Origin of the sequence: Lentzea sp. NPDC004782, assembly GCF_040609115.1 — a bacterium.
Classification (GTDB): domain Bacteria; phylum Actinomycetota; class Actinomycetes; order Mycobacteriales; family Pseudonocardiaceae; genus Lentzea.
In genome coordinates, this window is record NZ_JBEXJN010000007.1 from 114263 (window position 1) to 138236 (window position 23974).

General features: G+C 70.8%; 26 protein-coding genes. 15 read left to right on the top strand and 11 right to left on the bottom strand.

What is annotated here, in order from left to right; all coding sequences use genetic code 11:
* The first annotated feature begins 10 nt into the window (after positions 1–10).
* From ABZV40_RS08990 to ABZV40_RS09000, 3 genes are read left to right on the top strand one after another with little or no spacing between them, the layout of a single operon-like run.
* On the top strand, positions 11–883 hold the full coding sequence (locus tag ABZV40_RS08990) for a PfkB family carbohydrate kinase (RefSeq protein WP_355437742.1): 873 nt from the start codon (positions 11–13) through the stop codon (positions 881–883).
* A 43-nt stretch (positions 884–926) separates the two neighbouring features.
* On the top strand, positions 927–1661 hold the full coding sequence (locus ABZV40_RS08995) for a DUF4397 domain-containing protein (protein ID WP_355437744.1): 735 nt from the start codon (positions 927–929) through the stop codon (positions 1659–1661).
* On the top strand, positions 1661–2185 hold the full coding sequence (locus ABZV40_RS09000; protein ID WP_355437746.1) for a class F sortase: 525 nt from the start codon (positions 1661–1663) through the stop codon (positions 2183–2185). The genes ABZV40_RS08995 and ABZV40_RS09000 overlap by 1 nt, the downstream gene beginning before the upstream one ends.
* Positions 2186–2204: 19 nt before the next feature.
* On the opposite strand, the gene ABZV40_RS09005 is transcribed toward ABZV40_RS09000, so the two are convergent.
* Positions 2205–3908 (bottom strand): dihydroxy-acid dehydratase, encoded by a 1704-nt coding sequence (locus ABZV40_RS09005; RefSeq protein WP_355437748.1) that lies wholly within the window; start codon positions 3906–3908, stop codon positions 2205–2207.
* Positions 3909–4010: 102 nt separating this feature from the next.
* Here ABZV40_RS09005 and ABZV40_RS09010 point away from each other — a divergent pair, with 102 nt between their 5' ends.
* The gene (locus ABZV40_RS09010) at positions 4011–4358 is read left to right on the top strand and encodes a DUF6292 family protein (protein WP_355437750.1); all 348 of its coding nucleotides are present in this window, start codon (positions 4011–4013) and stop codon (positions 4356–4358) included.
* 16 nt (positions 4359–4374) lie between these two features.
* Here the strand turns inward: ABZV40_RS09010 and ABZV40_RS09015 are convergent, their stop codons facing one another.
* Positions 4375–6531: an MMPL family transporter gene (locus ABZV40_RS09015; RefSeq protein ID WP_355437752.1), complete on the bottom strand. Its 2157-nt coding sequence runs from the start codon at positions 6529–6531 to the stop codon at positions 4375–4377.
* A gap of 5 nt (positions 6532–6536) precedes the next feature.
* A complete protein-coding gene (locus ABZV40_RS09020; RefSeq protein ID WP_355437754.1) occupies positions 6537–7088 on the bottom strand; it encodes a helix-turn-helix domain-containing protein in 552 nt (183 codons plus the stop codon).
* 109 nt (positions 7089–7197) lie between these two features.
* Here ABZV40_RS09020 and ABZV40_RS09025 point away from each other — a divergent pair, with 109 nt between their 5' ends.
* On the top strand, positions 7198–7488 hold the full coding sequence (locus ABZV40_RS09025; protein ID WP_355437756.1) for a DUF1905 domain-containing protein: 291 nt from the start codon (positions 7198–7200) through the stop codon (positions 7486–7488).
* A gap of 85 nt (positions 7489–7573) precedes the next feature.
* Here ABZV40_RS09025 and ABZV40_RS09030 read toward each other — a convergent pair whose 3' ends face one another.
* Positions 7574–7729 carry a hypothetical protein gene (locus tag ABZV40_RS09030; RefSeq protein WP_355437758.1) on the bottom strand — a complete coding sequence of 52 codons (156 nt, stop codon included), beginning with the start codon at positions 7727–7729 and terminating at the stop codon, positions 7574–7576.
* A 163-nt stretch (positions 7730–7892) separates the two neighbouring features.
* Entirely contained in the window at positions 7893–9026 is a 1134-nt protein-coding gene (locus tag ABZV40_RS09035; RefSeq protein WP_355437760.1) for an endonuclease/exonuclease/phosphatase family protein, read from the bottom strand.
* 192 nt (positions 9027–9218) lie between these two features.
* Between ABZV40_RS09035 and ABZV40_RS09040 the strand changes: the two genes are divergently transcribed.
* The gene (locus tag ABZV40_RS09040; RefSeq protein ID WP_355437762.1) at positions 9219–11843 is read left to right on the top strand and encodes a BTAD domain-containing putative transcriptional regulator; all 2625 of its coding nucleotides are present in this window, start codon (positions 9219–9221) and stop codon (positions 11841–11843) included.
* 97 nt (positions 11844–11940) lie between these two features.
* On the opposite strand, the gene ABZV40_RS09045 is transcribed toward ABZV40_RS09040, so the two are convergent.
* Positions 11941–13911, bottom strand: coding sequence for an MDR family MFS transporter (locus tag ABZV40_RS09045; RefSeq protein WP_355437764.1), 1971 nt, complete (start codon positions 13909–13911; stop codon positions 11941–11943).
* Positions 13912–13961: 50 nt separating this feature from the next.
* Here ABZV40_RS09045 and ABZV40_RS09050 point away from each other — a divergent pair, with 50 nt between their 5' ends.
* Genes ABZV40_RS09050 through ABZV40_RS09065 form a run of 4 tightly spaced genes read left to right on the top strand, consistent with a single transcriptional unit; the run spans position 13962 to position 16889 of the window.
* On the top strand, positions 13962–14537 hold the full coding sequence (locus ABZV40_RS09050) for a hypothetical protein (RefSeq protein ID WP_355437766.1): 576 nt from the start codon (positions 13962–13964) through the stop codon (positions 14535–14537).
* Positions 14538–14569: 32 nt separating this feature from the next.
* Positions 14570–14902 (top strand): putative quinol monooxygenase, encoded by a 333-nt coding sequence (locus tag ABZV40_RS09055; RefSeq protein ID WP_355437768.1) that lies wholly within the window; start codon positions 14570–14572, stop codon positions 14900–14902.
* Positions 14903–14943: 41 nt separating this feature from the next.
* Positions 14944–15222 carry a hypothetical protein gene (locus ABZV40_RS09060; protein WP_355437770.1) on the top strand — a complete coding sequence of 93 codons (279 nt, stop codon included), beginning with the start codon at positions 14944–14946 and terminating at the stop codon, positions 15220–15222.
* The gene (locus ABZV40_RS09065) at positions 15219–16889 is read left to right on the top strand and encodes a GMC family oxidoreductase (RefSeq protein WP_355437772.1); all 1671 of its coding nucleotides are present in this window, start codon (positions 15219–15221) and stop codon (positions 16887–16889) included. Before ABZV40_RS09060 ends, ABZV40_RS09065 begins: the two co-directional genes overlap by 4 nt.
* A 77-nt stretch (positions 16890–16966) precedes the next feature.
* Here ABZV40_RS09065 and ABZV40_RS09070 read toward each other — a convergent pair whose 3' ends face one another.
* The 4 genes from ABZV40_RS09070 to lexA all read right to left on the bottom strand — a co-directional run bounded on the left by ABZV40_RS09070 (position 16967) and on the right by lexA (position 19974).
* Positions 16967–17635, bottom strand: a complete 669-nt coding sequence (locus ABZV40_RS09070; RefSeq protein ID WP_355437774.1) for a CE1759 family FMN reductase — start codon at positions 17633–17635, stop codon at positions 16967–16969.
* On the bottom strand, positions 17632–18057 hold the full coding sequence (locus ABZV40_RS09075; protein ID WP_355437776.1) for a MarR family transcriptional regulator: 426 nt from the start codon (positions 18055–18057) through the stop codon (positions 17632–17634). The genes ABZV40_RS09070 and ABZV40_RS09075 overlap by 4 nt, the downstream gene beginning before the upstream one ends.
* Positions 18054–19211 (bottom strand): LLM class flavin-dependent oxidoreductase, encoded by a 1158-nt coding sequence (locus ABZV40_RS09080; protein WP_355437778.1) that lies wholly within the window; start codon positions 19209–19211, stop codon positions 18054–18056. Before ABZV40_RS09080 ends, ABZV40_RS09075 begins: the two co-directional genes overlap by 4 nt.
* Before the next feature lie 106 nt (positions 19212–19317).
* On the bottom strand, positions 19318–19974 hold the full coding sequence (gene lexA, locus ABZV40_RS09085) for a transcriptional repressor LexA (protein WP_355437780.1): 657 nt from the start codon (positions 19972–19974) through the stop codon (positions 19318–19320).
* A gap of 58 nt (positions 19975–20032) precedes the next feature.
* On the opposite strand from lexA, the gene ABZV40_RS09090 reads away from it, so the two are divergent.
* The 4 genes from ABZV40_RS09090 (at position 20033) to ABZV40_RS09105 (ending at position 22535) form a co-directional block, all read left to right on the top strand.
* Positions 20033–20599: a GNAT family protein gene (locus tag ABZV40_RS09090; RefSeq protein ID WP_355437782.1), complete on the top strand. Its 567-nt coding sequence runs from the start codon at positions 20033–20035 to the stop codon at positions 20597–20599.
* A 91-nt stretch (positions 20600–20690) separates the two neighbouring features.
* Positions 20691–21260, top strand: a complete 570-nt coding sequence (locus tag ABZV40_RS09095; RefSeq protein ID WP_355437784.1) for an RNA polymerase sigma factor — start codon at positions 20691–20693, stop codon at positions 21258–21260.
* On the top strand, positions 21253–22296 hold the full coding sequence (locus ABZV40_RS09100) for a CU044_5270 family protein (protein WP_355437786.1): 1044 nt from the start codon (positions 21253–21255) through the stop codon (positions 22294–22296). Before ABZV40_RS09095 ends, ABZV40_RS09100 begins: the two co-directional genes overlap by 8 nt.
* Positions 22297–22391: 95 nt before the next feature.
* Positions 22392–22535 carry a hypothetical protein gene (locus ABZV40_RS09105; protein ID WP_355437788.1) on the top strand — a complete coding sequence of 48 codons (144 nt, stop codon included), beginning with the start codon at positions 22392–22394 and terminating at the stop codon, positions 22533–22535.
* A 106-nt stretch (positions 22536–22641) separates the two neighbouring features.
* On the opposite strand, the gene ABZV40_RS09110 is transcribed toward ABZV40_RS09105, so the two are convergent.
* On the bottom strand, positions 22642–23097 hold the full coding sequence (locus ABZV40_RS09110) for a MarR family transcriptional regulator (protein ID WP_355437790.1): 456 nt from the start codon (positions 23095–23097) through the stop codon (positions 22642–22644).
* 94 nt (positions 23098–23191) lie between these two features.
* On the opposite strand from ABZV40_RS09110, the gene ABZV40_RS09115 reads away from it, so the two are divergent.
* Positions 23192–23968, top strand: a complete 777-nt coding sequence (locus ABZV40_RS09115) for a DUF4142 domain-containing protein (protein WP_355437792.1) — start codon at positions 23192–23194, stop codon at positions 23966–23968.
* Positions 23969–23974: the final 6 nt, after the last annotated feature.

Consider the following 23974-nt stretch of genomic DNA (forward strand, 5'->3'; position numbering starts at 1 on the left):
GCCCAGCGCGGTGGACGAGATCGTCGTGATGGGGCAGATCGCGCGGGACCTGGTGCTCGTCGTGGACGAGGTGCCGGGCGCCGGTGGCACGGCGCCGGTGCGGCAGCGGCGGGAGATGCTCGGCGGCAAGGGCGCGAACATCGCGGTCGGGCTGGCGCAGCTGGGTGCGCCGGTGCGGCTCGTGGGCGTGGTCGGCGACGACGCCGTGGGGGAACGGCTGCTCGCGCGGGCCGCAGCGGACGGGATCGGCACCGAGGCGGTCGTGCGGCGGCCGGGCTGCGCGACAGGGCTGATCGTGGACCTGGTGGCCGACGGGTGGCGGTACCTCGAAGACCTGCCGGACGAGCTGCTGCTCACCGAATCGGACGTGAGCGAGGACGTCTTCGCGCGAGCCGGTGCCGTCGTCCTGCAGCTGCAGCAACCGCCCGAGGTGGCGTTGCGGGCGGCCCGCGCGGCCCGCGGGCGGGTGGTGCTCGACGGGGCGCCGCGGCGATGGCGGGACGAGCTGCTGGCGGGTGCGGACGTCGTGCGGGCCGATCACCGGGAGGCCGAGCTGCTGTCCGGCCGGAAGATCGAAAGCGCGGACGACGCCCTGCGCGCCGCGCGTGCGGTGATGGCGCACGGTCCTGGGTTCGTGGCGTTCGCCGTTGACGACGTCGGCAACGTGTTCACCTGGGACGACGGCGAGCTCGTGGTGCCTCTCGGAGACGTCGAGGTGGTCGACACGACCGGTGGCGGTGACGCGTTCGTGGCGGCGCTGACGTTCGCGCTCTGCCGCGGCGACGGGCCGGAGGAGGCCGCCGGGCTCGCGGTCAAGGCGTCCGGTGACACCGTCACACGTCCAGGTGGGCGACCGGACCTCCACGGGCTCACCGGACGCTGATCAGGCGCGTTATCGTTAGCACGTCCGGTGAGGGGAGGTCCGCGTGCGAGTGCTCGCTGTCGTGCTGTTGCTCCTGCTCTCGGCCTCGCCCGCGCACGCCGCGAGCGGCACGTACCTGCGCATCGGGCACTTCTCGATGGACCAGGCGCGCGTCGACGTCACCCTCGACGGCGCCAAGCTGGGCACGCTCGACTACTCCCAGCTCCACGACTACCGCCGCGTCGACGCCGGTGACCACGTGGTCGAGTTCCGCGCGGACCCGTCCTCGCCGGTGCTGAGGTCCGTGCTGGTGCACGCGGGCGCGGGCAAGGCGTACACGGTGGCCGACCTGGCGTCGGCGATGAAGGTGATCGAGGACGACGTCAGCCTGCCGCCCAACGGCCAGGCGCGCCTGCGCGTCCTCAACGCCGGCGACACCGAGATGGACCTGCTGCGCGGCAGCGTGTTCGTGCACCGCAACGTGCCGGCGAACTCCGTGACCGGCTACGCGGTGATGCTGCCCGGAGCCGACCCCCTGCAGGTGCTGCCGCGCGGCAAGGACTCCACGCGGCTGGACGCGACGCTCGAGTCCGGCGCGGTCTACACGTTGCTGGTGAACGCCCGCCGCATCGAGCTGCGCACCGACGCCAAGGGCGCCGAGGTCGTCCCCGGCGGCGGCCAGGAGACCGGTTTCGGCGGCATGGCCGGCGGCTGGGACTGGGTCACCGCGCTGATCATCGCGCTCATCGTGGGCATCGCGATGTTCTCGGTGCGCGGCAGACTCTTCCGGTTCGGCTGATGAGCAAGGGCAAGCTCGTGATGGGCGCCGCCGTCCTGGTCGCGCTGATCTACATCGTGAAGGATCCCGGCGCCGAGAAGGTGCCGGAGCCGGTCACCGTGCGGATCCCGTCGATCGGGGTCGAGTCCTCTTTGGAGGCTCTGAAGGTCGACTCGTCCGGGGCGCTGCAGCCGCCGACGCGGGCCGACAAGGCCGGGTGGTACGCCAAGGGCGTCGCGCCGGGTGACGCCGGACCGGCCGTGATCGCGGGCCACGTCGACTCGCGCACCGGGCCTGGCGTGTTCTTCCGGCTGCCGGAGCTGAAACCGGGCGCCGAGGTCCTGGTGGAGCGCAAGGACGGCAGCAAGCTCACGTTCGTCGTGAACCACACGTACTCCACCGCGAAGTCCGCGTTCCCGACCGCCGTCGTGTACGGGCCGACGCCGCTGTCCGAGCTGCGCCTGGTGACGTGCGGCGGCGAGTTCGACCGGGCCGCCGGCAGCTACCGCGACAACGTCATCGTCGAGGCCGTGCTCAAGGTGTGAGCGGTTCAGCGTGAACGGTTCAGTGCGACTCGCGGGTGACCTCGCTGCCGCTGGAACCGACCAGGAAGTCCAGGTCGGCCCCGGTGTCGGCGCCCAGCACGTGGTCGATGTAGAGCCGCTCCCAGCCGCGCCTCGGTTTCGCGAACGCCTCGGTCATCGCGGCGCTCGGCGTCCGGTGCGCGAAGTCCGGTGCCTCCACGTCGATCCGGCGGTTCGCCACGTCCAGCACGATGACGTCACCGGTGCGGACCAGCCCGAGCGGACCGCCGGCGGCGGCTTCCGGGGCCACGTGCAGCACGACCGTGCCGTAGGCGGTGCCGCTCATGCGCCCGTCGCAGACCCGGACCATGTCGCGCACGCCCTGTGCGAGGAGCTTCTTGGGCAGCGGCAGGTTCGACACCTCCGGCATGCCCGGATAACCGCGCGGGCCGCAGCCGCGCAGCACCAGCACGGAGTCCGCGTCCACGTCGAGATCGGGGTCGTCGATGCGGGCGTGGAAGTCCTCGATGCTGTCGAACACCACGGCCTTTCCCCGGTGCTGCAACAGCCGCGGTGACGCGGCGGCCGGTTTGACCAGCGCACCGGACGGCGCGAGGTTGCCGCGCAGCACCGCGATCCCTCCCTCGGCGATGATCGGCTCGGCCCGGTTGCGGATCACCTCCGGGTCCCAGATCGGGGCGTCGTCGAGGTGGTCGACGAGCGGTTGCCCGGTGACCGTCAGGCCTTCCGGGTCGAGGAGGTCGCGCACCTCCCGCAGCACGGCGAGCAGCCCGCCCGCGCGGTGGAAGTCCTCCATCAGGAACCGGCCGGCGGGCTGGAGGTCCACCAGCAGCGGCACCCCGGACCCGATGCGGTCGAAGTCGTCCAGCGCGAGGTCGACCCCGAGCCGTCCGGCGATCGCGAGCAGGTGCACCACGGCGTTGGTCGAGCCGCCGATCGCCGCCAGCGCGACGATCGCGTTGTGGAAGGAGGCCTTGGTCAGGAACGTGCTGGGCCGCCGGTCCTTCTCGACCAGCTCGACCACCAGCCGGCCGGTGCCGTGCGCGGCCTCCAGCAGCCTGCTGTCCGGCGCCGGGGTACCCGCCACACCGGGGACGACCGTGCCGAGCGCCTCCGCGACCAGCGCCATCGTCGAGGCGGTGCCCATGGTGTTGCAGTGGCCGCGGCTGCGGATCATCGCCGACTCGGACCGGATGAACGCCTCCTGCGACAACGTCCCGGCGCGCACCTCCTCCGACAGTCGCCAGACGTCCGTGCCGCAGCCCAGCGGCACCCCGCGGAACGTCCCCGTCAGCATCGGCCCGCCCGGCACCACGACCGCCGGGATGTCGACGGACGCGGCGGCCATGAGCAGCGCGGGAATCGTCTTGTCGCACCCGCCGAGCAGCACCACGCCGTCGACGGGGTTGGCGCGCAGCATCTCCTCGGCGGCCATCGCGGCCATGTTGCGCCACAGCATCGCGGTCGGCCGCACGTTGGTCTCGCCGAGTGACACGACCGGCAGGTTCAACGGGATGCCGCCGGCCTCGTGCACGCCGTTCGACACCGATGCCGCCACCTCGTTGAGATGCGCGTTGCACGGCGTGAGGTCGGAGGCGGTGTTGGCGATCGCGATCTGCGGTCTGGCGAAGGCGTCGGACGGCGTGCCGCGGCGCATCCAGGCCCGGTGGATGTAGGCGTTGCGGTCGTCACCGGCGTACCACTGCTCGCTGCGAAGTCCCACGGCGCGCGCCTCCTCGATCGTGAACCTACGCCACGATCTTCGTCGGGTTGCCGCGGCTGCGGAAGTGCGACTAGATCCCGCCGAACGGGGTAACCGGCGGGCGTGGCGACGACGGCGCTGGACTACGCCTTGCGGGTCACGCGGGAGCTGGGCCTGAGCGGCGAGTCGTCCTGCGTCGACCGGGACAGCCCCCTGCGGGTGTACATCGCGGTGGAGGGCAGGCTGCCCGACCACCCGGACCGCGACGTCGCCCTGCTGTGGACCGAGTGCCACGGGTGGGCGATGGCGGTCGAGGAACCCGGTGCCGTCGACCTGACCGTGGTGGCGCACCTGGGCGGCGCGGTGGACCCGCCGCCCCGCACGGTGGCCCGCTGGGCGCGGCGGCTGCTGGCCGAACGCACCCGGCCGGCGACGCTGCACTCCGCCACGCACAGCGGACACGTCGCCTGACCGGGTGCGGCCGCGATCAGCCGACCGGGACGGGTTCCCGTTCGGGCTTCTGCTCGAACGAGTCGAGCGCGGTGCCCTCGACGTCGAGCTCAGGCAGCCAGCGCAGCCACTTCGGCAGCCACCAGGCGCGCTCACCGATCAGGGCCAGCGCGGCGGGCACGAGCACCATGCGGACCACGAACGCGTCCACGAAGATCCCCGCGGCCAGCGCGAAGGCGATCGACTTCATGGTCGGCTCGCCCGCGGGGACGAAGCCCGCGAACACCGAGAACATGATCAGCGCGGCGGCCACGACCACCGGGGCGGCCTGGCGGAAGCCCGTCGTGATGGCCTCGACCGGCTTGGCGCCGCGGTGGTGCGCCTCGTGCATCCGCGACACCAGGAAGATCTGGTAGTCCATCGCCAGCCCGAACAGGATGCCGATCACCAGGATCGGCGTGAGGCTGATCAGCGGGCCGGTGCTCGCGAGGTTCACCGCGTCGCCGAGCCAGCCCCACTGGAAGACCGCCACCGTGGCGCCCAGCGAGGCACCGATGGTCAGCAGGAAGCCGAGCACGCCCACGAGCGGCACGAGCAGCGAGCGGAACACCAGGACCAGCAGGACGAGCGCCAGGCCGACGACCACCGCGAGGTAGATCGGCAGTGCGCGGTCCAGGGACGTGGCCACGTCGACGCTCACCGCGGTGGCGCCGGTGACGTAGGCCTTCGCGCCGTCCACATGGGACAGTTCGGCGCGCAGGTCGGCGACGAGCTGTTCGGTGGCGGTGCTGTCCGGGCCCGACTTCGGGATCACCGTGACCAGCGCGGCGGAACCGTCCGGGCTCGGCTGGGCGGGCGTCACCAGGGCGACGTCGGACATCTTCGCGATGGGCTCGGCGGCCCTGGTGGCGGTCGCGGCGGCACCGTTGCCCTCGAAGAGCACGATGATCGGCCCGTTGAAGCCCTCGCCGAAGCCCTGCGCCAGGATCCGGTCCGCGCGTTCCTGGGTCGAACCGGCCGGCGGCTTCTGGATCAGCGTGGTGTCCATGGACGCCACCGGGATCGCGACGATGCCGAGCGCGACGACCGACAGCAGCAGCGCGACGACGCGGTTGCGGGTGACGGTCTTCGCCCAGCCGCGGATGACCCCGCGGTCGGTGTGCTCCGCGGGCGCGGCCGAGCGTTCCTTGCGGGTCAGCACGCGGCGGCCGAGCAGGCTCAGCACCGCGGGCACCAGCGTGACGGCGATCAGCACCGCGACGATGATCGTGGCCGCCGCCGAGACACCCATCTGCGTGAGGAACGGAATCCCCGCGATCGCGAGGCCCACCAGCGCGATCACGACGGTCAGACCGGCGGTGACGACGGCGGACCCGGCGGTGCCGACCGCGGTCGCGACGGCGTGACCGACGTCGGAGCCGCGCCGCAGCTCCTGGCGGTAGCGGTTGATGATGAACAACGCGTAGTCGATGCCGACCGCGAGCCCCAGCATCGAGGCGAGGACCGGCGTGGTCGACTGCAGGTCCATGAACCCGGACGCGATGGTGATGCCGAGCGTGCCGATGCCGACGCCGATCGCGGACGTCAGCAGGTTCATGCCCGCCGTCACCAGCGAGCCGTAGGTCAGCGCGAGCACGACCAGCGCCAGCACGACACCGACGGCCTCGGCCGGTCCGCCGACGTGCGGCGGCTCCTGCATCGCGGTGCCGGTGACCTCGACGGTCAGCCCGCTCGCCCGCGCCTTGTCCACGGCCTTGGTCAGCTCGGCCCGCTGGTCGCCGGTGACATCACCGGGCTTCGCGTCGAACGTCACGGTGCTGTACCCGACGGTGAGGTCGCGGTTGACGCTCGGCGCGGCCTTGTCGAGCGGGTTGGTCGCGCTCCGGACGCCCTTGACCGCGGCCTCGTCGCTGACGAGGTCGGTGATCGCCTTGAGGTGCTGTGGCAGCTTCTGCCCGTCCGGCGCCTTCACGACGACCCGTGCCGACGCCGTCTCACCCGAGCCGAACTTCTGCTGGATGCGTTCGAGCGCGGTGGTCGACTCCTGGCCGGGGATGGACATCGAGTTCGACGTCTCACCGCCCAGCGTGAACGCTCCGGCGCCCGCGCCGACGAGCACCAGCAACCAGATCAGCACGACCGGGAGCCGGTGCCGGTGGGCACCGAGTCCGAGCTTGTAGAGCAGTTTCGCCATGGTGGTCAGGCCTCCCGGTGCCCGAGTGCGTCGTAGCAGGTAGCGAGGATCAGGGGTCGCCAGGTCGTCTTGTCGCCCTCCTGGTTGGCCAGGAGGGTGAGCACGGCCATGGCGCTGAGCGCGCCGACGATCCGGACCGCGCGCTCCAGTTCTTTCTCGGGTTCGATGACGAACATCTCGTTGAGCAGCAGCTCGTCCTGCGCCTGCCGCGTCTCCTCGCCAGGCGCGGAGATCGCGCGGAACAGCAGCGCGACCAGACCCGGCCGGTCGAGCGCGATGTCGGTGAGCAGCTCCAGCGCCCGCCGTTCGCGCGCGGGCCCGGCGGGCATCGGCGCGACCATGTCCGCCACGTGCCTGCTGAGCACGCGGCTCTGCTCCCTGGCGGCCTCGAAGAGGGCTTCCTTGCTGGGGAAGTGGTGCAGCAGGCCGGCCTTGGACAGGCCGACGGCATCGGCGAGGGCCTTGAGCGACGTCTGCTCGAAGCCGTGCCGCGCGAAGAGTGCGGCGGCGGCGTCGAGGATCTTCTCGTCGACCCCGGTCCTTGGCTGTCGTGGCATACCCACGACTTTACGACGTTTACCGACCGGATCGGTAGGTAAACCGACCGATCCGGTCGGTGGCGTTCGTCACGCGCTCGTCACACCTGCCCCGGGGAGAATCAGGGCCATGTTCGTCTTCGACGCCGAGCTGTGGGTCTGGGATGCCAGGCGCATGGACACGTGGACCTTCGTGACCCTGCCCGAGGACGTCTCGGACCAGATCCGCGACATCGCCACACCCGGCGCGGGTTTCGGCAGCGTCAAGGTCAGGGCGGGCGTGGGCGCGAGCACCTGGTCGACGTCGGTGTTCCCGGACAAGCAGTCCGGCTGTTACGTGCTGCCGATCAAGGCGGCCGTGCGCAAGAGGAACGACATCGGGCCCGGCGACGTCGTCGAGGTGACCGTCGAAGTGGTTTAGTGCGGTGACCACGATCTTCACCGGGTTTCCCGGCGCTCAGCAGGGCACCTCCGGCCCCGCGCCCCGTACAACCAATGTCAGGAACTCAAGCGCCGTTCATCCCGGCCGGGTTCGCCGCTCCCGCCGGGCGTACCAGATCCGCCGCACTGCCGTGCACCGTGCGATCAGGCCTCGCCGGGCGCGCGGCGACGTGGATGAAGGCGCCCTTCATCCACACCAGGTGGAGGAAGGAGCCCTTCATCCACCATCACGGCCACCTCGGGCGCGGCAACCAACCGCCAGGACACAACACGCCCCAGCACTCTCGAGTTCCTGGCGTTGCCCAGTACGAGGACACGGGGCCCGGCACCACGATGCACCCGTCTGACCGCCGGGAAACGCGGTAAAGGTCAGTGGTCACCGCACTAGCGGGACCAGTCGATGTCGGCGTAGATCGCGGCGTGGTCGCTGGCCGCGTGCACCTCGTCGGTCAGGGTGTCGTAGATGTCCCAACGGTTCTTGGTGCGCGGGCCGCGCCACACGCCTTTGCGGAAGACGCCGCCGCCGACCGCCTTGGCGAAGAGCTCCGGGGTGAGCAGGACGTAGTCGATCTTGCCCTTCTCGTTGACGCCGCGGTAGGTGCCGAGGCGGTGGTTCCAGTCGAAGTCCGGGTGTTCGCTGATGTCGCGCAGGCCGGTGCGCTGGAACAGCGGGCGGAGGGCCTCGCTGTCGGCGGTGTCGTTGAGGTCGCCGACGACGGCGATGTGCTCGTGTCCCTCGTCGCGCAGGCGGTTCACGATGCGGGCGATGCGGACCGCCTGGCGGAACCGGCGGCGGGCGCCGATCGGGTCGCCGGGGGCGCCGTAGCCCTTGGACTTCAGGTGGTTCACCAGCACGACGACCTCGGGGCCGAACGGGGTGCGCACGTGGTACTCGGCGCAGTCGCGGGAGAAGATCACGCCCGTGTTGTCCCGCGCGTACACGTGCGTGCGGATCGTGATGACCTCGTGCGCGTCGCGGGTCAGCAGGCCCACGTTGATGCCGCGCTCGTCGTTGCCGTCGATCAGGTGGACCTCCTCGTACGGGGTCCAGCCGACGTGCTTGAGCATGCTGGCGGAGAACATGTGCAGCAGCTCGCGGGACTCCGCCTCGACCACGCCGAGGACGTGCGCGCCGACGTCGCGCATCACCTGCGCGGTGTGGCGGGTGGCGAGCTCGCTGATCGGTTCGGTGGTGAGCTCGACCCAGCCGACCCACGACTCGCGACCGCTTGCCACGACTGAGGTTTCGCCGGTCCGGTGCCGCGCCAGGAACCGGCCGCGGATGCGCCGCAGGATCGCGTACCTGCTGCGGTCGCTGCGCAGCAACTCCAGCGTCGCCAGGTGTTCCCGCAGTTCTTCCTTGACCTCCGGCGTGTAGGCCTCGGCGGCGATGAGCTCGTTGAACCGGGCGTGGGCGGCCAGCACCGGGGCCGCGTGCCTGGTGGCGTTGCGGCCCATCACTTTGGGGCGCTCGAACATGTTCTCCACGTTGAACGACCCGATTCGCGTGGTGCTCATCGACTCCAGGGTCGCATGTGGAGGAACGGCCGCGCCCTGGGCTGGTCGGGTGATCTTTCGGATGAGGTGCGCGGGGGAAGGCCCCGTGGCTGGGCTGCCGAGTCGGTGGTGACCGGGGCCTTCCTGCGGTGCCGATGTTGCCCGTTCGATCAAGGGTGAACCTAGGATGAACCTTGAATCCGCTGTTGAGGGGTGATCTTGGAGTTCGGGCTGCTCGGTGCCGTCGAGGTGCGCGACCGGGGCCAGGTGGTCGAGATCGGCCACGTCCGGCAACGGTCCGTGCTGGTCGCGCTGCTGGTGGAACAGGGATGGCCGGTCCCGGTCGACCGCCTGGTCGACCGCGTCTGGGGTGAACGCGCGCCGCTGCGGGCGCGCGAGACGCTCTACGGGTACGTGTCGAAGCTGCGCAAGCTGCTCAACCTGGACATCGAGCGCTCTCCCACCGGCTACCGGCTCGCGGTGGACCCGTCGGACGTCGACCTGTTCCGCTTCCGCGCACTCGTGCGGCAGGGTGCCCTCGACGAGGCGCTCGGACTGTGGCGCGGGCAGGCGCTGGAAGGGCTGGAGTCGCCGTGGTTCGACGCGCTGCGGGAGAGCCTGCACGCCGAACGCGTCGCCGCCGAGCTCGACCGCAACGACGCGGCGCTCGCGGACGGCCGGCACACCGCGCTGCTGCCCTCGTTGCGGCAGGCGGTGGACGAACGGCCGCACGACGAACGCCTTGCCGCGCAACTGATGCTGGCCCTGCACCGGTCGGGCAACGACGCGGAGGCGTTGCGGCACTACGAAACCGTGCGCCGCACGCTCGCCGACGAGCTCGGGGCCGACCCGAGCAAACCGTTGCAGGAAGTGCATCAGCTGATCCTCGCCGGAGGCCTGGAACGTCCCGTTCAGGGTCCGAGGCAGCTGCCAGCGCCGCACCCGTGGTTCACGGGCCGTGCGGAGGAGCTCAAGGCGCTCGAACCGTCCGGGACGGTCGTGATCACGGCCATCGGCGGCACGGGCGGCATCGGGAAGACCGCGCTGGCGCTGCACTGGGCGCACCGGCACCTCGACCGGTTCCCGGACGGTCAGCTGTACGTGAACCTGCGCGGCTTCGACCCGTCCGCCGAGCCGACGCCGCCGGAGACGGTGCTGCGCGAGTTCCTGGAGGCGTTGGGGGAGCAGACGGTTCCGGCAGGGCTGGACGCGCGGGCGGCACGTTACCGCGGCCTGGTCGCGGGCAGGCGGATGCTGGTGGTGCTGGACAACGCCCGCTCCACCGAGCAGGTCGTGCCGCTGCTGCCGGGTCCGGACGCGACCGTGCTCGTCACGAGCCGGCTGAAGCTCGCGGGACTGGTGGCCGCGCACGGGGCCAGGTCGGTGTCATTGGACGTGCTGCACCCGCAGGACGCCCACGAGTTCCTGTCGGTGCGGCTCGGCGCCGAGCGGATCGCGGCCGAACCGGACGTGGTCGCGGACCTCGTGAGCTGGTGCGGAGGGCTGCCGCTGGCGCTGTCGATCGTCGCCGCGCGGGCGGCGATGGAACCGGACTTCCCGCTGGCGGCGTTCGCGGAGGAACTGCGGGAGCAGCCGCTCGACGCGCTCGACGCCGGTGAGATCGGCACGAACCTGCGCGCGGTGTTCTCGTGGTCGGTCGCGGCGCTGTCGGACGAGGCGGCCCGCGCGTTCGGTCTGCTCGGCACCGTCGGCACGGCGGACGTCTCGCTCGCGGCGGTCGCCGCGCTGGTCGACCGCCCGGTCGCGAGGACGCGAATGGTGTTGCGGGAGCTGGAGAACGCGCACCTGGTGCAGCAGCACGTGCCCGGCCGGTACCGCATGCACGACCTGGTGGGCCTGTACGCGGCGGATCTCGCCGCCGACGCCGGGTCGCGGCTGGCGGACTTCTACGCGGCCACGGCGCGCGCGGCGGCCCTGACGCTGGAGCCGCACAAGCCGTTGCCGGAGCACGAAAGCGGCCACGCCCTGACATTCGCGGACAACGCCACGGCGATGGCCTGGTTCGACGCCGAGCACGCCTGCCTGATGACCGAGCAACGGCAAGCGCTGGCGCGCGGCGCTTTCGACGTTGCGTGGATGCTCGGCCGCACGCTGAGCAACTACCACATCAGGCGCGGACGCACGCTCGACGACGTCGAGGCGTGGCTCGGCGCGTTGCGCGCGGCCGAAGCGCTGGGCGACGAGACGAAACAGGCGACCGCCCACATGTGCCTCGGTGCGAACTACGTCGAGCTGGGCCAGTCACCGTTGGGGCACCGGCACTTCGAGCGGAGCCTGGAGCTGTTCGCGGACTCCGGCGACCACGCGGCGCACGGCGGCGCGCATCGGGCGATGGCGTGGGCCGCGGAGTTCGAGGGCGACCTGGGCAAGGCGCTGGAGCACTCGCTGGCCGGGCTGGAGAAGTTCCGCGCGGCCGGTTCCGAGATCCGCGAGGCCGAGTCGCTGAACGAGGTCGGCTGGCGGTACGCGTGCCTGGGCCGGTACGCCGAAGCACGTGAGTACTGCGAGGAAGCCATGCTGCTCAACAACAAGCTCGGTCACGCCGAGGGTGCGGCAGCCACATTGGACAGTCTCGCGCACATCGCGCACCACGACGGCAGGCACGCCGACGCCGTCGCGCACTACCGCGAGGCGGTGGCGCTGTACCGGGAGCTGGACAACTCCGCCGAGGAGGCGACCGTCCGCCAGCACCTCGGCGACGTGCTGGCCGCGGTGGGGGAGACCGCGCAGGCACGCGAGCAGTGGACGCGGGCACTGGAGCTGTACGAGGACCAGGGCCGCACCTCGGAGGCCGCAGCCTTGGCCGCGAAGCTCTGAGCGCGGCCCACCCGAGGTCGATGAAGGGCTCCTTCATCCACGTCAGGTGGAGGAAGGAGCCCTTCATCGAGCACCCGGCACGCCGAGCTCGGGCGGCCTAGACGCGGCTCAGCCGGCGGCCGCTCTCGATCAGCTCGTCGGTGAACGAGTCGAGCGCCTGCGCGAAGTCGCGCTGGTCCGGCTCGTGCCAGTCCTCCAGCTGGTCGAGCAGCCACTGCCGCCACGCGTGCACGAGCTGCGTGAACACGCCCGCGCCGAGGTCGGTGAACCGGTAGCCGCCGTCGTGCGACGCGAGGTGCCCCGACCGCACGAGCTCCCGCGCGGTCGGTTCGAAGATGCCGCCGGGCACCTCGGTCATCTCGGCGAGCTCGTCGAGCGTCGCGATGCCGTCGTCCGTCGACGCCCGGTACACGCGGCCGAGCAGCCAGGCCTGCTCCAGCGGCAGGTCGACGCCGGAACGGCGCAGCACCGCGAGGCCAGGGTCCTCCGCGGACTTCGAGACGACCGTGGCGACGAGCTTGCGCAGCTCGTCGTAGGAGTTCGACGGCGGCGTGGCGAAGCTCTCGCCCACACCGCTGCTGCCGGTGGCGGCGGCGCGTGAGGTGTCCCGCAGCTGCACCTGCGGCAGGAAGAACGCCACCAGCAGTGCGACCAGGCCGATCGGCGCGGCGATCAGGAACATCGTCTGCACGGTCTCGGCGTACCCGGCGACGATCGGGGCCTTGATGGCGTCGGGCAGCGCGTGCACGGCAGCCGGGCTCGCGATCGCGCGCGGGTCGACGCCCGGCGGCACCACGAGGTGCTTGGGCAGCTGGCTCGCGTAGATCGTGCCGAAGAGCGCGACCCCGAACGAGCTGCCCATCGTGCGCAGGAAGCTGATGCCGGACGTGGCGACGCCGAGGTCGGAGTAGTTGGTGGTGCTCTGCACGACGATCACCGGCACCTGCATCACCAGGCCGATGCCCGCGCCCAGCACGACCATGAACGCGCCCATCACCCAGTAGCTCGTGTCGACGTCCAGATCGGACAGCAGGAAGATGCCGATCGCGAGCCCGATCGAGCCGGCGAGCGGGAACGCCCGGTACTTGCCGGTGCGGCTGATGACGTTGCCGGTGACCAGCGCGGTGGCCATCAGTCCGGCGATCAGCGGCAGCATCCACAGACCGGACGCGGTGGCCGACTCGCCGCGCACGTACTGCAGGTAGATCGGCAGGTAGGTGATGCCGCCGAGCATCGCGAACCCGACGACGAAGCTCAGGATCCCCGACACCGTGAACACCCGGCTGCGGAACAGCCTCATCGGCAGCATCGGTTCGGCCGCGCGCTGCTCCACCAGCACGAACGCGACGAGCAGCACCACCGACCCGGCCGCCATCCACAGGATCGTCGGCGACGTCCACGGGTACTCGGTGCCGCCCCAGCTCGTGACCAGCGTCAACCCGGTAGCCGCGAGCGCGATCAGCGCGATGCCCGCGTAGTCGATCCTCGGGTGCCCGTCGGCCTTGATCGAGGGCAGCGCGGCGACCGCCACCAGCACCACCGCGACGCCGAGCGGGATGTTGACGTAGAACGCCCACCGCCAGCTCAGGTGGTCGACGAACAGCCCGCCGAGCAACGGTCCCGCGACCGTCGCGATGCCGAACACCGCCCCCGCGAACCCCTGGAACTTGCCGCGCTCCCGCAACGGCACGACGTCGGCGATGATCGCGGTCGAGGTGACCATCAGCCCGCCCGCGCCCAGGCCCTGCACCGCGCGGAACGCGATGAGCACGCCCATCGACTCCGACCAGCCCGCGAAGAACGACCCGACCAGGAACAGCACGACGCTGACCAGGAACGTCTTCTTGCGCCCGTAGAGGTCGCCGAACTTGCCGATCAGCACCGTCATGATCGTCTCGGCGAGCAGGTACGACGTCACCACCCACGACAGGTGCGCGCCGCCACCCAGGTCGGCCATCATCGTCGGCAGCGCGGTGGACACGATCGTCTGGTCGAGGGCCGCCAGCAGCATGGCGAGCAGGACGGCCGCGACGACCAGGTTCCGCCTGCGGGTGTCGATCTCGGGCACGCCGCCGATGATCGCGCAGGATTGCCGGACCCGCAGGTTGTGGTCGGCTCATGGGTGCGAAGGCCGCTGTTGCGGTGATCGGGGACCTCTGGGAAGCGCTGCGCAACGGTGGTGAACCGGACCGGGACGCGGCGGAAGCGGTGATCCGCGCCTTGCGGCCGGACTGCGCGGTCGAGCCGGCCGCGGACGGCACGCTGGCGGACGTCCTCTACCCGCTCCCTCAGTACGCCTACGTGGCGGTGTTGCCGGAGGCCACGATCGTCTGCGACCAGCGGATCGAGGAGGACGCCCTGCTGGAGTTCGCCGCCGGACGGCCGGTGGCCGTCTTCGAGCAGAACTCGGGTGCGGGTTCGTTCCGCTTCACCGAGTGGTCCGCGGACGGCACCGAGGTGCGGTACGAGGACGAGGACGAGTACGACCTCGCCGAGGAGGTCTTCGGCCTCACCGCCGAGACCGTGCGCGAGGAGCTGGTCATGCAGGGGTTCCTCGTGACCCCGCCGAACCAGGCCGAGATCGACGCGGCCTTCGACGCCGCCGTGGCCGCGATGGTCCGGCAGGGCCCGGCGAGCCTGAAGATGGCGGCGGACGGCTCGCTGGTCCCGCGCGACCAGCGCACTCAGCCGTAGGGTTGGAGCGCGATCATCCGAAGGAGGCCGTCTTGATCTTCATCACCGCCAAGTTCCGCGTCCTGCCCGAGCACGCCGACGCCTGGCCCGAGATCTCCCGCAGCTTCACCGAGGCCACCCGCGCCGAGCCCGGCTGTCTGTGGTTCGACTGGTCCCGCAGCCTGGACGACGCAACCGAGTACGTGCTGGTCGAGGCGTTCCGCGACGGGGAAGCCGGTGGTGCGCACGTGCAGTCCGAACACTTCCGCACCGCGCAGAAGGAGCTGCCGCCGTACCTCGCAGAGACGCCGCGGATCGTCAACGCGACGCTGGAGCAGGACGACTGGTCGCTGCTGGGCGAGATGGAGGTTGCGCCACGCGGGTGAGGGGCCGGGCGTGGCGGGGCCGCGCCGTCGAGGATGTCGGGATGGACGCCTTCGTGGAGTTGTCCGCCGAGCTGACCGGGTTCTCGGTGGAGGAGCTGAGGTCGACCGGACTGGTCGAGCAGTACGCGGTGCTGGCGCGCGGCGCCGAGCACGCCGAGATCATCGAGCTCTGGTACACCGGCGTCTGGCGCGGGGTGATCCCGAGTGCCCGCGCCTACGCCGAGGGGCTCGCGTGGAAGGCCGTCGGGGTCGCCGCGCCGGGCACGGCCGGCCCTGGGTTCGGCAGCTGGGAGCGCAGACCGCGGAGCACCGACTCATGAGGGCCGTGGTCGTCGGCGCGGGGTTCGCCGGCTCGATCATCGCGAAAGTGCTGGGGGACAACGGTTTCCGCGTCACGGTGCTGGAGGCCGGCGCCGAGGGCGAGCACGACGAGGCCGTCAGGAGGTTCCGGACCGCGCGGGTCAAGTCACCGCTCGCGCCCTACCGGCGAACGGTCGCCGCGCCGTCGAGCGACTACCTGGTCAACACCGGGCCGTCCGCCTACTCGAGCCCCTACCTGCGGATGAACGGCGGCACCGGCACCGTCTGGACCGGCATCACGCCCCGCATGCACCCCGAGGACTTCCGCACCGCCGACCTCGGGCACGGCCGCAACTGGCCCATCGGCTACGACGACCTGGAGCCCTACTACCGCGCGGCGGAGTGGGAGATCGGGGTCGCGGCCGACGCCGACGAGCAACGGCAGCACGTTCCCGTCGCGGACGGCTACGTCTATCCCATGCACGCCTTGCCCCGCACGTATCTCGACCACGCCGTCGCGTCCGTTGTGGACGGTGCGCGCATCGACGGGCGCGAACTGCTGATCACCGGCACACCGCAGGCGCGCAACGGCGTGCCGACGAACGGCTATCAGCCTGACGGGCACCTCTGCGCCGGTTACGCGAGCTGTGTGCCGGTGTGCCCGGAGAACGCCAAGTACACCCCGCACCGCACCCAGAAACGCTGGTCGCGGCACGTCGAGCTGCGCACGAGATGTGTCGCGAACCGGCTGGAGACCGACGAGTTCGGCCGCGTCACCAAGGTCGGCTACCAGCGCTACGAGGACGACACCACGGGCAGGCACACGCGGCACGAGATCGAGGCGGACGTGGTCGTGCTGGCCGCGCACGCCATCGAGAACGCCAAGCTGCTGCTGATGTCGGGCCTCGCGAACAGCAGCGACCAGGTCGGCCGCAACCTCATGGACCACCCGGCGCTGCTGACGTGGGCGCTCATGCCGCACCCGATCGGCCCGTTCCGCGGACCGGGGTCGACGACGAGCATCGAGGCGTTCCGCGCCGGTGGGGAACGCGCCACGCGGGCGCCGTTCCGCATCGAGATCGGCAACTGGGGCTGGGGCTGGTCGGCCGGCAGTCCCGACTCCGACACGGCCGAGCTCGTCGCGGCCGGACTGCGCGGCAACGCGCTGAGAACCGCGCTCGCGCACCGCGTCGGACGGCAGTTCACGCTGCAGTTCGAGATCGAGCAGGAGGCCGACCCCGTCAACCGCGTCACGCTGAGCGCGGACCGGGACGCGCTGGGCAACCCGCGACCGTCTGTCCACTACGGACTGTCCGACTACGTCAAGGACGGGCTGCTGGCCGCGAAACGGGTCTCGGACCGCCTCTTCGAGCTGCTCAAGGCCGAGGACTACACCTCCTACAAGCCGGACGAGGAACGGTACTTCGAGCACAACGGCGAACCGTTGCGCTTCTGGGGCGCCGGGCACGGCGGCGGCACGCACGTCATGGGCTCCTCGCCGCGCGACTCGGTCGTGGACCAGTGGCAGCGCTGCTGGGACCACCCCAACCTGTACGCGGTGGGCTGCGGCAGCATGCCGTCGCTCGGCACGTCCAACCCGTCGCTCACGATGGCCGCGCTCGCCCTGCGCACGGCGGACCACCTCGTGTCGCGCCGTGAGGACATCGAGCCCTACCTGGCCAAGTAGCCGCCCGCCGAACTCGATGAAGGGTTCCTTCCTCCACCTCAAGTGGAGGAAGGAACCCTTCATCGACGTGGAAGCGTCTAGTTCGCGGAACCGCCTGCGGCGAGGCGCATCAGGTCCGAGTCCAGGTCGATCGACAGCTCGGTGCCGCCGGCGCTGCCGAACTCGTGCTGGTAGCGGCCCCACGACTCGTCGCGCACGGTCTTCTCGAACCCGGCGGCCATGAGCGCCACCAGTTCGAGGGCCGCGCGGTCGATGCGCTTGTTCAGCGCGCCGTCGGTCCAGTCCTCGGTCGCGGCGAACAGCGACGTGGGTACGACGACGGTGCGCAGGTAGGCGAACAGGCCACGCATCTGGTCGTCGACCACGAGCGCGTGCCGGGCCGTGCCGGCGGTCGCGGCGAGCACGACGGGCTTCGCGATCAGCAGGTCGTTGTCCAGGATCTGGAAGAACGAGGTGAACAGGCCGCTCGCGCCCGCCTTGTAGACGGGGGTGCTCGCGACGACGCCGTCGGCGTGCTGCAGGGCGGTGATCGCCTTCTGCAGCTTCGGGCCGATGTGGTTGGACACCAGCGCGTTCGCGATCTCGCTCGCCAGTTCGCGCAGCTCGATCGTCGCGATCTGGACGGTCAGCTGCTTCTGGGTGGCGAGCGTGGCCACGCGCTGGGCGACGCGGTCGGCGAGCAGCCGCGTCGACGACGGGTCGCTCGTGCCCGCCGAGACGACCACGAGCTGGAACTGGGTGGTCATTGCTCCTCGTTTCCGGCCAGCTTGCCGGTGATGGCGGCGAGCTGGTCGAGTTCTTCCGGGGTCAGCACGTTCAGGGCGCGGGCGACGCTGCGGGCGTGCGGGCGGCCGATCTCCCGCTGCACCTCGCGGCCCTCGGGGGTGAGCGACAGGCGCACACCCCTGCGGTCGCCGGGGTCGGTGCAGCGGTGCACCAGCCCGCGGTCGACCAGGCGGTCGACCATGCGGGACAGGGCGGGCTGGCTCAGCAGCACGTGGCGGTTCAGCTCGCTCATCCGCAGTGGACTGTCGCACTTGGACAACGTGTAGAGGACGTCGTACTCCCGCATCGTCACCTCGCCCCAGACGTCCTCCGCGTTGAACCGCTTCATCAGCACGGCGTAGGCCCTCATCAGGGACTCCCACGCCTCGTTGGCTCTGGTCACTCCGAGTCCTGGTACGGAGAGCCACCCGTGACGTTGTCACCCCGGTTGGCGTTCGGCCGCGGCTGACGGGCGGGCTGGTCGCCGTACTTCTCCTTGAGCCGCAGGGCGTGCGTCGGCGGCTTGGCGGTCTCCGGGTCCTGCCGCGACTCGATCTCCTTGCGCAGCACCGGAACCACCTCCTCGCCGAGCAGGTCGAGCTGGTTCAGCACGGTCTTGAGCGGCAGGCCCGCGTGGTCCATGAGGAACATCTGGCGCTGGTAGTCGCCGAAGTGCTCGCGGAAGGTCAGCGTCTTGTCGATGACCTCCTGCGGGCTGCCGACCGACAGAGGCGTCATCTCCATGAAGTCCTCCATCTTCGGCCCGTGCCCGTAGACCGGCGCCTCGTTGAAGTACGGCCGGAACTCCTTGATCGCGTCCTGCGACCGCTTCGCGATGTAGGCCTGCCCGCCGAGTCCCACGATGGCCTGCTTCTCCGTGCCGTGGCCGTAGTGCGCGTACCGCTGGCGGTAGAACTTGATCAGCCGCATGTAGTGCTCTTTCGGCCAGAAGATGTTGTTCGCGAAGAAGCCGTCGCCGTAGTAGGCGGCCTGCTCCGCGATCTCCGGCGTGCGGATCGACCCGTGCCACACGAACGGCGGCAGGTCGTCCAACGGCCGCGGCGTGGAGGTGAAGCCCTGCAACGGCGTGCGGAACTTGCCCTCCCAGTCCACGACGTCCTCGCGCCACAACCGGTGCAGGAGGTTGTAGTTCTCCAGCGCCAGCGGCAGGCTCTGCCGGATGTCCTGGCCGAACCACGGGTAGACCGGCGCGGTGTTGCCGCGGCCCAGCATCAGGTCCATGCGGCCCTTCGCCAGGTGCTGCAGCATCGCGTACTCCTCGGCGATGCGCACCGGATCGTTCGTGGTGATCAGCGTCGTCGCGGTGCTGACGATCAGCTTCTCGGTCTTCGCCGCGATGTGGGCGAGCAACGTGGTGGGGGCGGACGAGAAGAACGGCGGGTTGTGGTGCTCGCCGATCGCGAACACGTCCAGCCCGACCTCCTCGGCCTTCTCGGCGATCTGCACGATCGCGTCGATCCGCTCGGCCTCGCTGGGGGTCTCGCCGCTCACCGGGTCCCTGGTGATGTCGCTCACCGAGAACACTCCGAACTGCACGGCACCCGCCTCCTTCTGTCTGCGCTGAACCTCTGGGTTCTATGCGTTTGCATCTACCTTAACGCACAGGTTCGGCAGGTATTCCCGGGCGGAGACGTGGGCGGGGTCAGACGCTGCGCAGCACCGAGACCACGACGCCCAGGATCACGGCCTTGTCGCCGTCGATCACGGGGTAGTCGGGGTTGCGCGGTTCGAGGTGCACGTGGCCGTTGCGGCGCTGGTACACCTTGACCGTCGCTTCCTCGTCGATCATCGCGGCGACGATCTGCCCGTTGTACGCCTCGTGCGTCTGCTGGACCACGACCATGTCGCCGTCGCAGATCGCGGCGTCGATCATCGAGTCACCGCGGACGCGCAGCGCGAACACGTTGCCGCCGCGGCCGACGAGCCCGCGCGGCAGGTTCAGCACGTCGTCCACGTGCTCGATGGCGGAGATCGGCGTGCCCGCGGCGATGTCACCGACGACGGGCACCGAGATCGAGTCGCCGCAGGCCGGTGAGGACGACATCGTGTCGTGCAGGAAGACCCGCACGTCCATCGGCCGCGTCACGGACGCGCCGCGCTTGAGGAAGCCCTTGTCCTCCAACGCCGACAGGTGCTTCGAGACGCTGGAGGAGGACTTCAGGCCGACCGCGTCGCCGATCTCGCGGGTGCTGGGGGAGTAGCCGTGCTCGACCACCCAGTCGCGGATGGCGGCCAGGATCCTCTGCTGGCGTTCCGGCAGCACCGTCGTGTCGAGCTCAAGATCGTCGTAGGCGGTCATCGGCCAGATAGTAGTAATCCGGTTGCCGGACACGATCGGGTGGTCGTTCGATCACGCGATGAGCTCATTCTGGACGGGGAACCTCGTGCGCCTGCGCGGCATCGAACCGGCGGACTGGGAGGCCTTCGGGGCGTTCGCCCGCAACACCGGGGACATGCGCCGGGCGGACAAGATCCAGCAGCCGTTCTCGGCCGCGCGGCAACGAGAATGGGCCGAGCAGGCCGCGCTGAAGAAGCCGGACGGCGACAGGTTCCAGCTCGCGATCGAGTCCCTGGCCGACGGCGTGCTCGTGGGTTCGCTGTCGACGGCCCTGACCGACCACCGTGCGGGCCGGTTCTCCTACGGCATCGCCATCGGCAGCGACCACAAAGGACGCGGCTACGGGTCGGACGCGGTGCGGCTGCTGCTGACGTTCATGTTCGGCGAGCGGCGGTTCCACAAGTGCGAGGCGAGCGTGTGGGCGTTCAACGAGCCCTCTCTCGCGTTCCACCGCAAGCTCGGCTTCACGGAGGAGGGCAGGCTGCGCGACCACGAGTTCTTCGCCGGCCGCCATCACGACGTGGTGCTGTTCGGCCTGACTGCTCCCGAGTTCGCGGCCCGGTACCCGTTCCCCGGCGAGATCTGATCTCCGGCCCCACCATGTGGCGGTGAGCACACGGCGGGAACGCTCCTGGGGCCTGCGGTCAGGTAGGGGTGTGCGAAGCGACGTGGCGCCCGTGGCGCTGACATCCCGAGAGGCGCCCGCCGTGCTGGACGAGGCCGCGCTGCTGACGTTGTACGAATCGACGGCCGAGCGGTTGCACCGCTACGTGGCCAGGCGGGTCGGCGCCGACACCGCGCAGGACGTGGTCTCCGAGGCCTTCCTCGTGCTGTGGGACCAGCGCGCCGGGCAGACCTACGAGCCGGACGCCGTGCGCGCGTGGCTCTACGGCGTGGCGACGAACCTGTTGCGCGGCCATGTGCGCGCGGAGGAACGCAAGCTGCGTGCGTGGAGCAAGGCCTACATGGCCCGCACCGACGAGGCCGACATCGGTGACCGGGCGAGCGCCGCGGCCGACGCGGACGTGCTCGCCGGGCCGCTCACCGGCTGGCTCGCCGAACTGCGCGTCGAGGAACGCGAGGTGCTGCTGCTCAACGCGTGGGCCGACTTCACGCCTGCCGAGATCGCGGTGGCGCTCGACGTCCCGGTGGCCACCGTCCGCACCAGGCTGCACCGCGCCCGCGCCCGGCTGCGCACCCGTCTCGCCGCGACCGACCACGACTTCTCCGAGGACAGCCATGTCTGAGCCGACCGAACCCCAGACCCTCGACCGAGTGCTCGACGCCGCGCTCGCCCGTGCCGCCGACGAGCCCGTCCAGTTCGACGTCGCCGCCGGCAGGAACGCGCTGGCCGCGGCGCTGCGAGAACGTGCGGAGCAGCCCGCCGGAGCCCGGCCGCACCGCCGGGTCCGCTGGCTCGCCGCCGCGGCCGCCGTGGGCGTGCTGACCGCCGGTGGCCTGAGCGCGCTGACCGTCGGCGACAGCGGCTCCTCGGCGACCGCCGCCGAGGAGCTGACCAGGGCGGCCGATCTCGCCGCGCGCGTCGTCGAACGTCCCATCGCCCCTGGTCAGTACCGATATGTGCGAACCCGCTACGACGGCATCACCGTGGAGTACGGCTCCGACAAGGCGTACCGCACCGACATGGCGAACGAGCAGTGGATCCCGGCGGACCGCCGCGACGAGTGGAAGCTGATGTTCCACATCGGCTCGGTGAAGTGGCTGCCCGGTCACGAGGGCGAGGGCAAGCCGGACGGCGGCCCGTTCAAGGACGGTCAGGAGTTCGTCGCCAAGTGCGGCATGTACTCCTACTTCGCCGAGGGGTACCCGGACCGCTGCACCGTCGGCTCGTTCAGCAACCCGACTCCCGGATTCGTCGCCGCGCTGCCGAAGGACCCGAAGGACATGCTCGCGAAGCTCCGGGAGGCTGGTCACGCCGACGACGCGGGCGCGTTCGCGGAGGCGCGCGAAGCGCTGCGGTCGGGCCAGTACCCCGCCGAGGTGCGCGCGACGATCTTCCGCGCGCTCGCCCTGCTGCCCGGACTGGTCGTGACCGACAAGCGGGCGAACCTCGACGGCAAGGAGGGGGTCGCGCTCGGCAAGAGGTACTACGACGACTTCGCCGAGATCATCATCGACCCGGCCAACGGTGACTTCATCGGCACCCGGGAGGTCGTTGCCGAGGACCAGGCGGACGACAAGGGCGGCCTGAAGAAGGGGACGGTCCGTCAGTCCTCCGCGGTGACCACGGCGATCGTGGGCTCGCTCGGCGCCCGTCCCTGAGAAACGCATCCGGAACCCGCAACCCCAGAGTTGCACATCTTCGGGGGATGTGCAACTCTGGGGTTGCACTTGTTGGTGGATGTGGGGAGCTTGTCGTGACCGTGGAGCGGATCGAACGCGAGACCCTGATCGAGGCGGCCCCCGAGCGGGTCTGGCAGCTGGTGACCGAGCCGGGGTGGTGGGTGGCCTCGTCGCCGTCGGGCACGACTGGGTCAGCGCGTTCGGTGGTCAGGAGCTGACCGCGGACAACACCACGCTGGTCGAGTTCACCCTCACGCCGGAGGGGGCCGGCACCCGGCTGCGGGTCGTGGAGAGCGGCGTTCAAGAAGCGCGCGGAGAGCTGAGTCAGCCGGCGTCGCGGGCAGACCAGCGCGGTTCGCCACCTGCCTCGGTGAACGCGGTCAGCGCCTCGACCAGGCCGTGGCGCAGGTGTTCCGGCATGCGCGCCACGATCGTGCTGATCTCGGCACGCCGGCGGGTCATCACCTCGCCCACGATCCGGCGGCCCTCCTCGCTCGCGATCACCACGACCTCGCGCTTCGTCGCGGGGTTCGGCTCGCGCTCGGCCATGCCGGAGATGATCAACCGGTCGATCATGCGCTTGGCCGTCGACGGGTTGACCTCCAGCAGGTCGGCGAGCGCGGTGAGCTTCATGGGGCCGCGGCTGTCGAGCAGCACCAGCATGCGCAGCTGCGGCAGCGTGAGCGTCTCCTCGACGGCCGCCAGTGACCGCGCGGACACGGCGATCAGCAGGCGGGACGCGGTGAGGACCGCGTCGGTCAGGTCGTCGACATCGCTCACGCCCCCAGTCTGGCAGTATCGGTTCTGGTAACGAACCGATAACCATTGCACTGTGCAACGGTCGGCGGTCCTCGGCGCATCCGTACCTCCCGGCATGCGGATACTGCTCATCTCCCTGCTGGTGCTGCTGGTCGGTGCGCCACCCGCGTTCGCGCAGTCGAATCTGGGGCCCGACTACGTCCAGACCCCGTTCGGCCCGATGGGGCCGGCCGGGCGAGACCTGCTGCAGAAGGTGACCCTCGCCGGACTGTGGGAGGGTCCCGCCGGCCGGATGGCGCTGGAGAAGTCGGCCAACCCGAAGGTGCAGGAGGCCGGCCGTCACCTGATCGAGGGGCACGCCGACCTGGACCGGCGGACCGTCGACCTCGCGCGGACGCTCGACGTCACGCTGCCCACCCAGCCCAACGAGTCGCAGCAGGGCTGGCTGAACGAGATGCAGGCCGCGCCCGCGCGCAGCACCGAGTTCGACAAGGTCTTCGCGAACCGGCTGCGCGCGGCGCACGGCGTGGTCTACAAGTTCCTCGCCACCGTGCGCACCGGCACGCGCAACACCGCGATCCGCGACTACGCCAAGGTCTGCATGGACACCGTGCTCGACCACATGACGGTGCTGGAAGCCACCGGGATGGTCGACTTCGGCGACACCGACGCGATCCCGCTGGCGCTGGTCGCGCAACCTTCGTCGTCCGCCGCTCCCGCCGCTCCCGCCCCTCCGCGCGCGCCGCAGGTCGTCACGCAGAACACGGGACAGCAGCAGAAGGGCGGCGGCGGCATCCCGGACGGGTTGATCGGCATCGCTGCCATGGCGGGGACCGGTGTCGGGATCTGGTTGTGGAGCCGCGGGCGGAGCAGCCGCAGGATGCACCCCTAGCCGCTC

Excerpts from the sequence above, each read along its gene's own strand:
- ABZV40_RS09000 (WP_355437746.1), top strand. The coding sequence starts at position 1,661 with ATGAGCAAGGGCAAGCTCGTGATGGGCGCCGCCGTCCTGGTCGCGCTG.
- ABZV40_RS09015 (WP_355437752.1), bottom strand. The coding sequence starts at position 6,531 with ATGGCGAAACTGCTCTACAAGCTCGGACTCGGTGCCCACCGGCACCGG.
- ABZV40_RS09020 (WP_355437754.1), bottom strand. The coding sequence starts at position 7,088 with ATGCCACGACAGCCAAGGACCGGGGTCGACGAGAAGATCCTCGACGCC.
- ABZV40_RS09025 (WP_355437756.1), top strand. The coding sequence starts at position 7,198 with ATGTTCGTCTTCGACGCCGAGCTGTGGGTCTGGGATGCCAGGCGCATG.
- ABZV40_RS09030 (WP_355437758.1), bottom strand. The coding sequence starts at position 7,729 with ATGAAGGGCTCCTTCCTCCACCTGGTGTGGATGAAGGGCGCCTTCATC.
- ABZV40_RS09035 (WP_355437760.1), bottom strand. The coding sequence starts at position 9,026 with ATGAGCACCACGCGAATCGGGTCGTTCAACGTGGAGAACATGTTCGAG.
- ABZV40_RS09050 (WP_355437766.1), top strand. The coding sequence starts at position 13,962 with ATGGGTGCGAAGGCCGCTGTTGCGGTGATCGGGGACCTCTGGGAAGCG.
- ABZV40_RS09060 (WP_355437770.1), top strand. The coding sequence starts at position 14,944 with ATGGACGCCTTCGTGGAGTTGTCCGCCGAGCTGACCGGGTTCTCGGTG.
- ABZV40_RS09065 (WP_355437772.1), top strand. The coding sequence starts at position 15,219 with ATGAGGGCCGTGGTCGTCGGCGCGGGGTTCGCCGGCTCGATCATCGCG.
- ABZV40_RS09070 (WP_355437774.1), bottom strand. The coding sequence starts at position 17,635 with ATGACCACCCAGTTCCAGCTCGTGGTCGTCTCGGCGGGCACGAGCGAC.
- lexA (WP_355437780.1), bottom strand. The coding sequence starts at position 19,974 with ATGACCGCCTACGACGATCTTGAGCTCGACACGACGGTGCTGCCGGAA.
- ABZV40_RS09090 (WP_355437782.1), top strand. The coding sequence starts at position 20,033 with ATGAGCTCATTCTGGACGGGGAACCTCGTGCGCCTGCGCGGCATCGAA.
- ABZV40_RS09100 (WP_355437786.1), top strand. The coding sequence starts at position 21,253 with ATGTCTGAGCCGACCGAACCCCAGACCCTCGACCGAGTGCTCGACGCC.
- ABZV40_RS09115 (WP_355437792.1), top strand. The coding sequence starts at position 23,192 with ATGCGGATACTGCTCATCTCCCTGCTGGTGCTGCTGGTCGGTGCGCCA.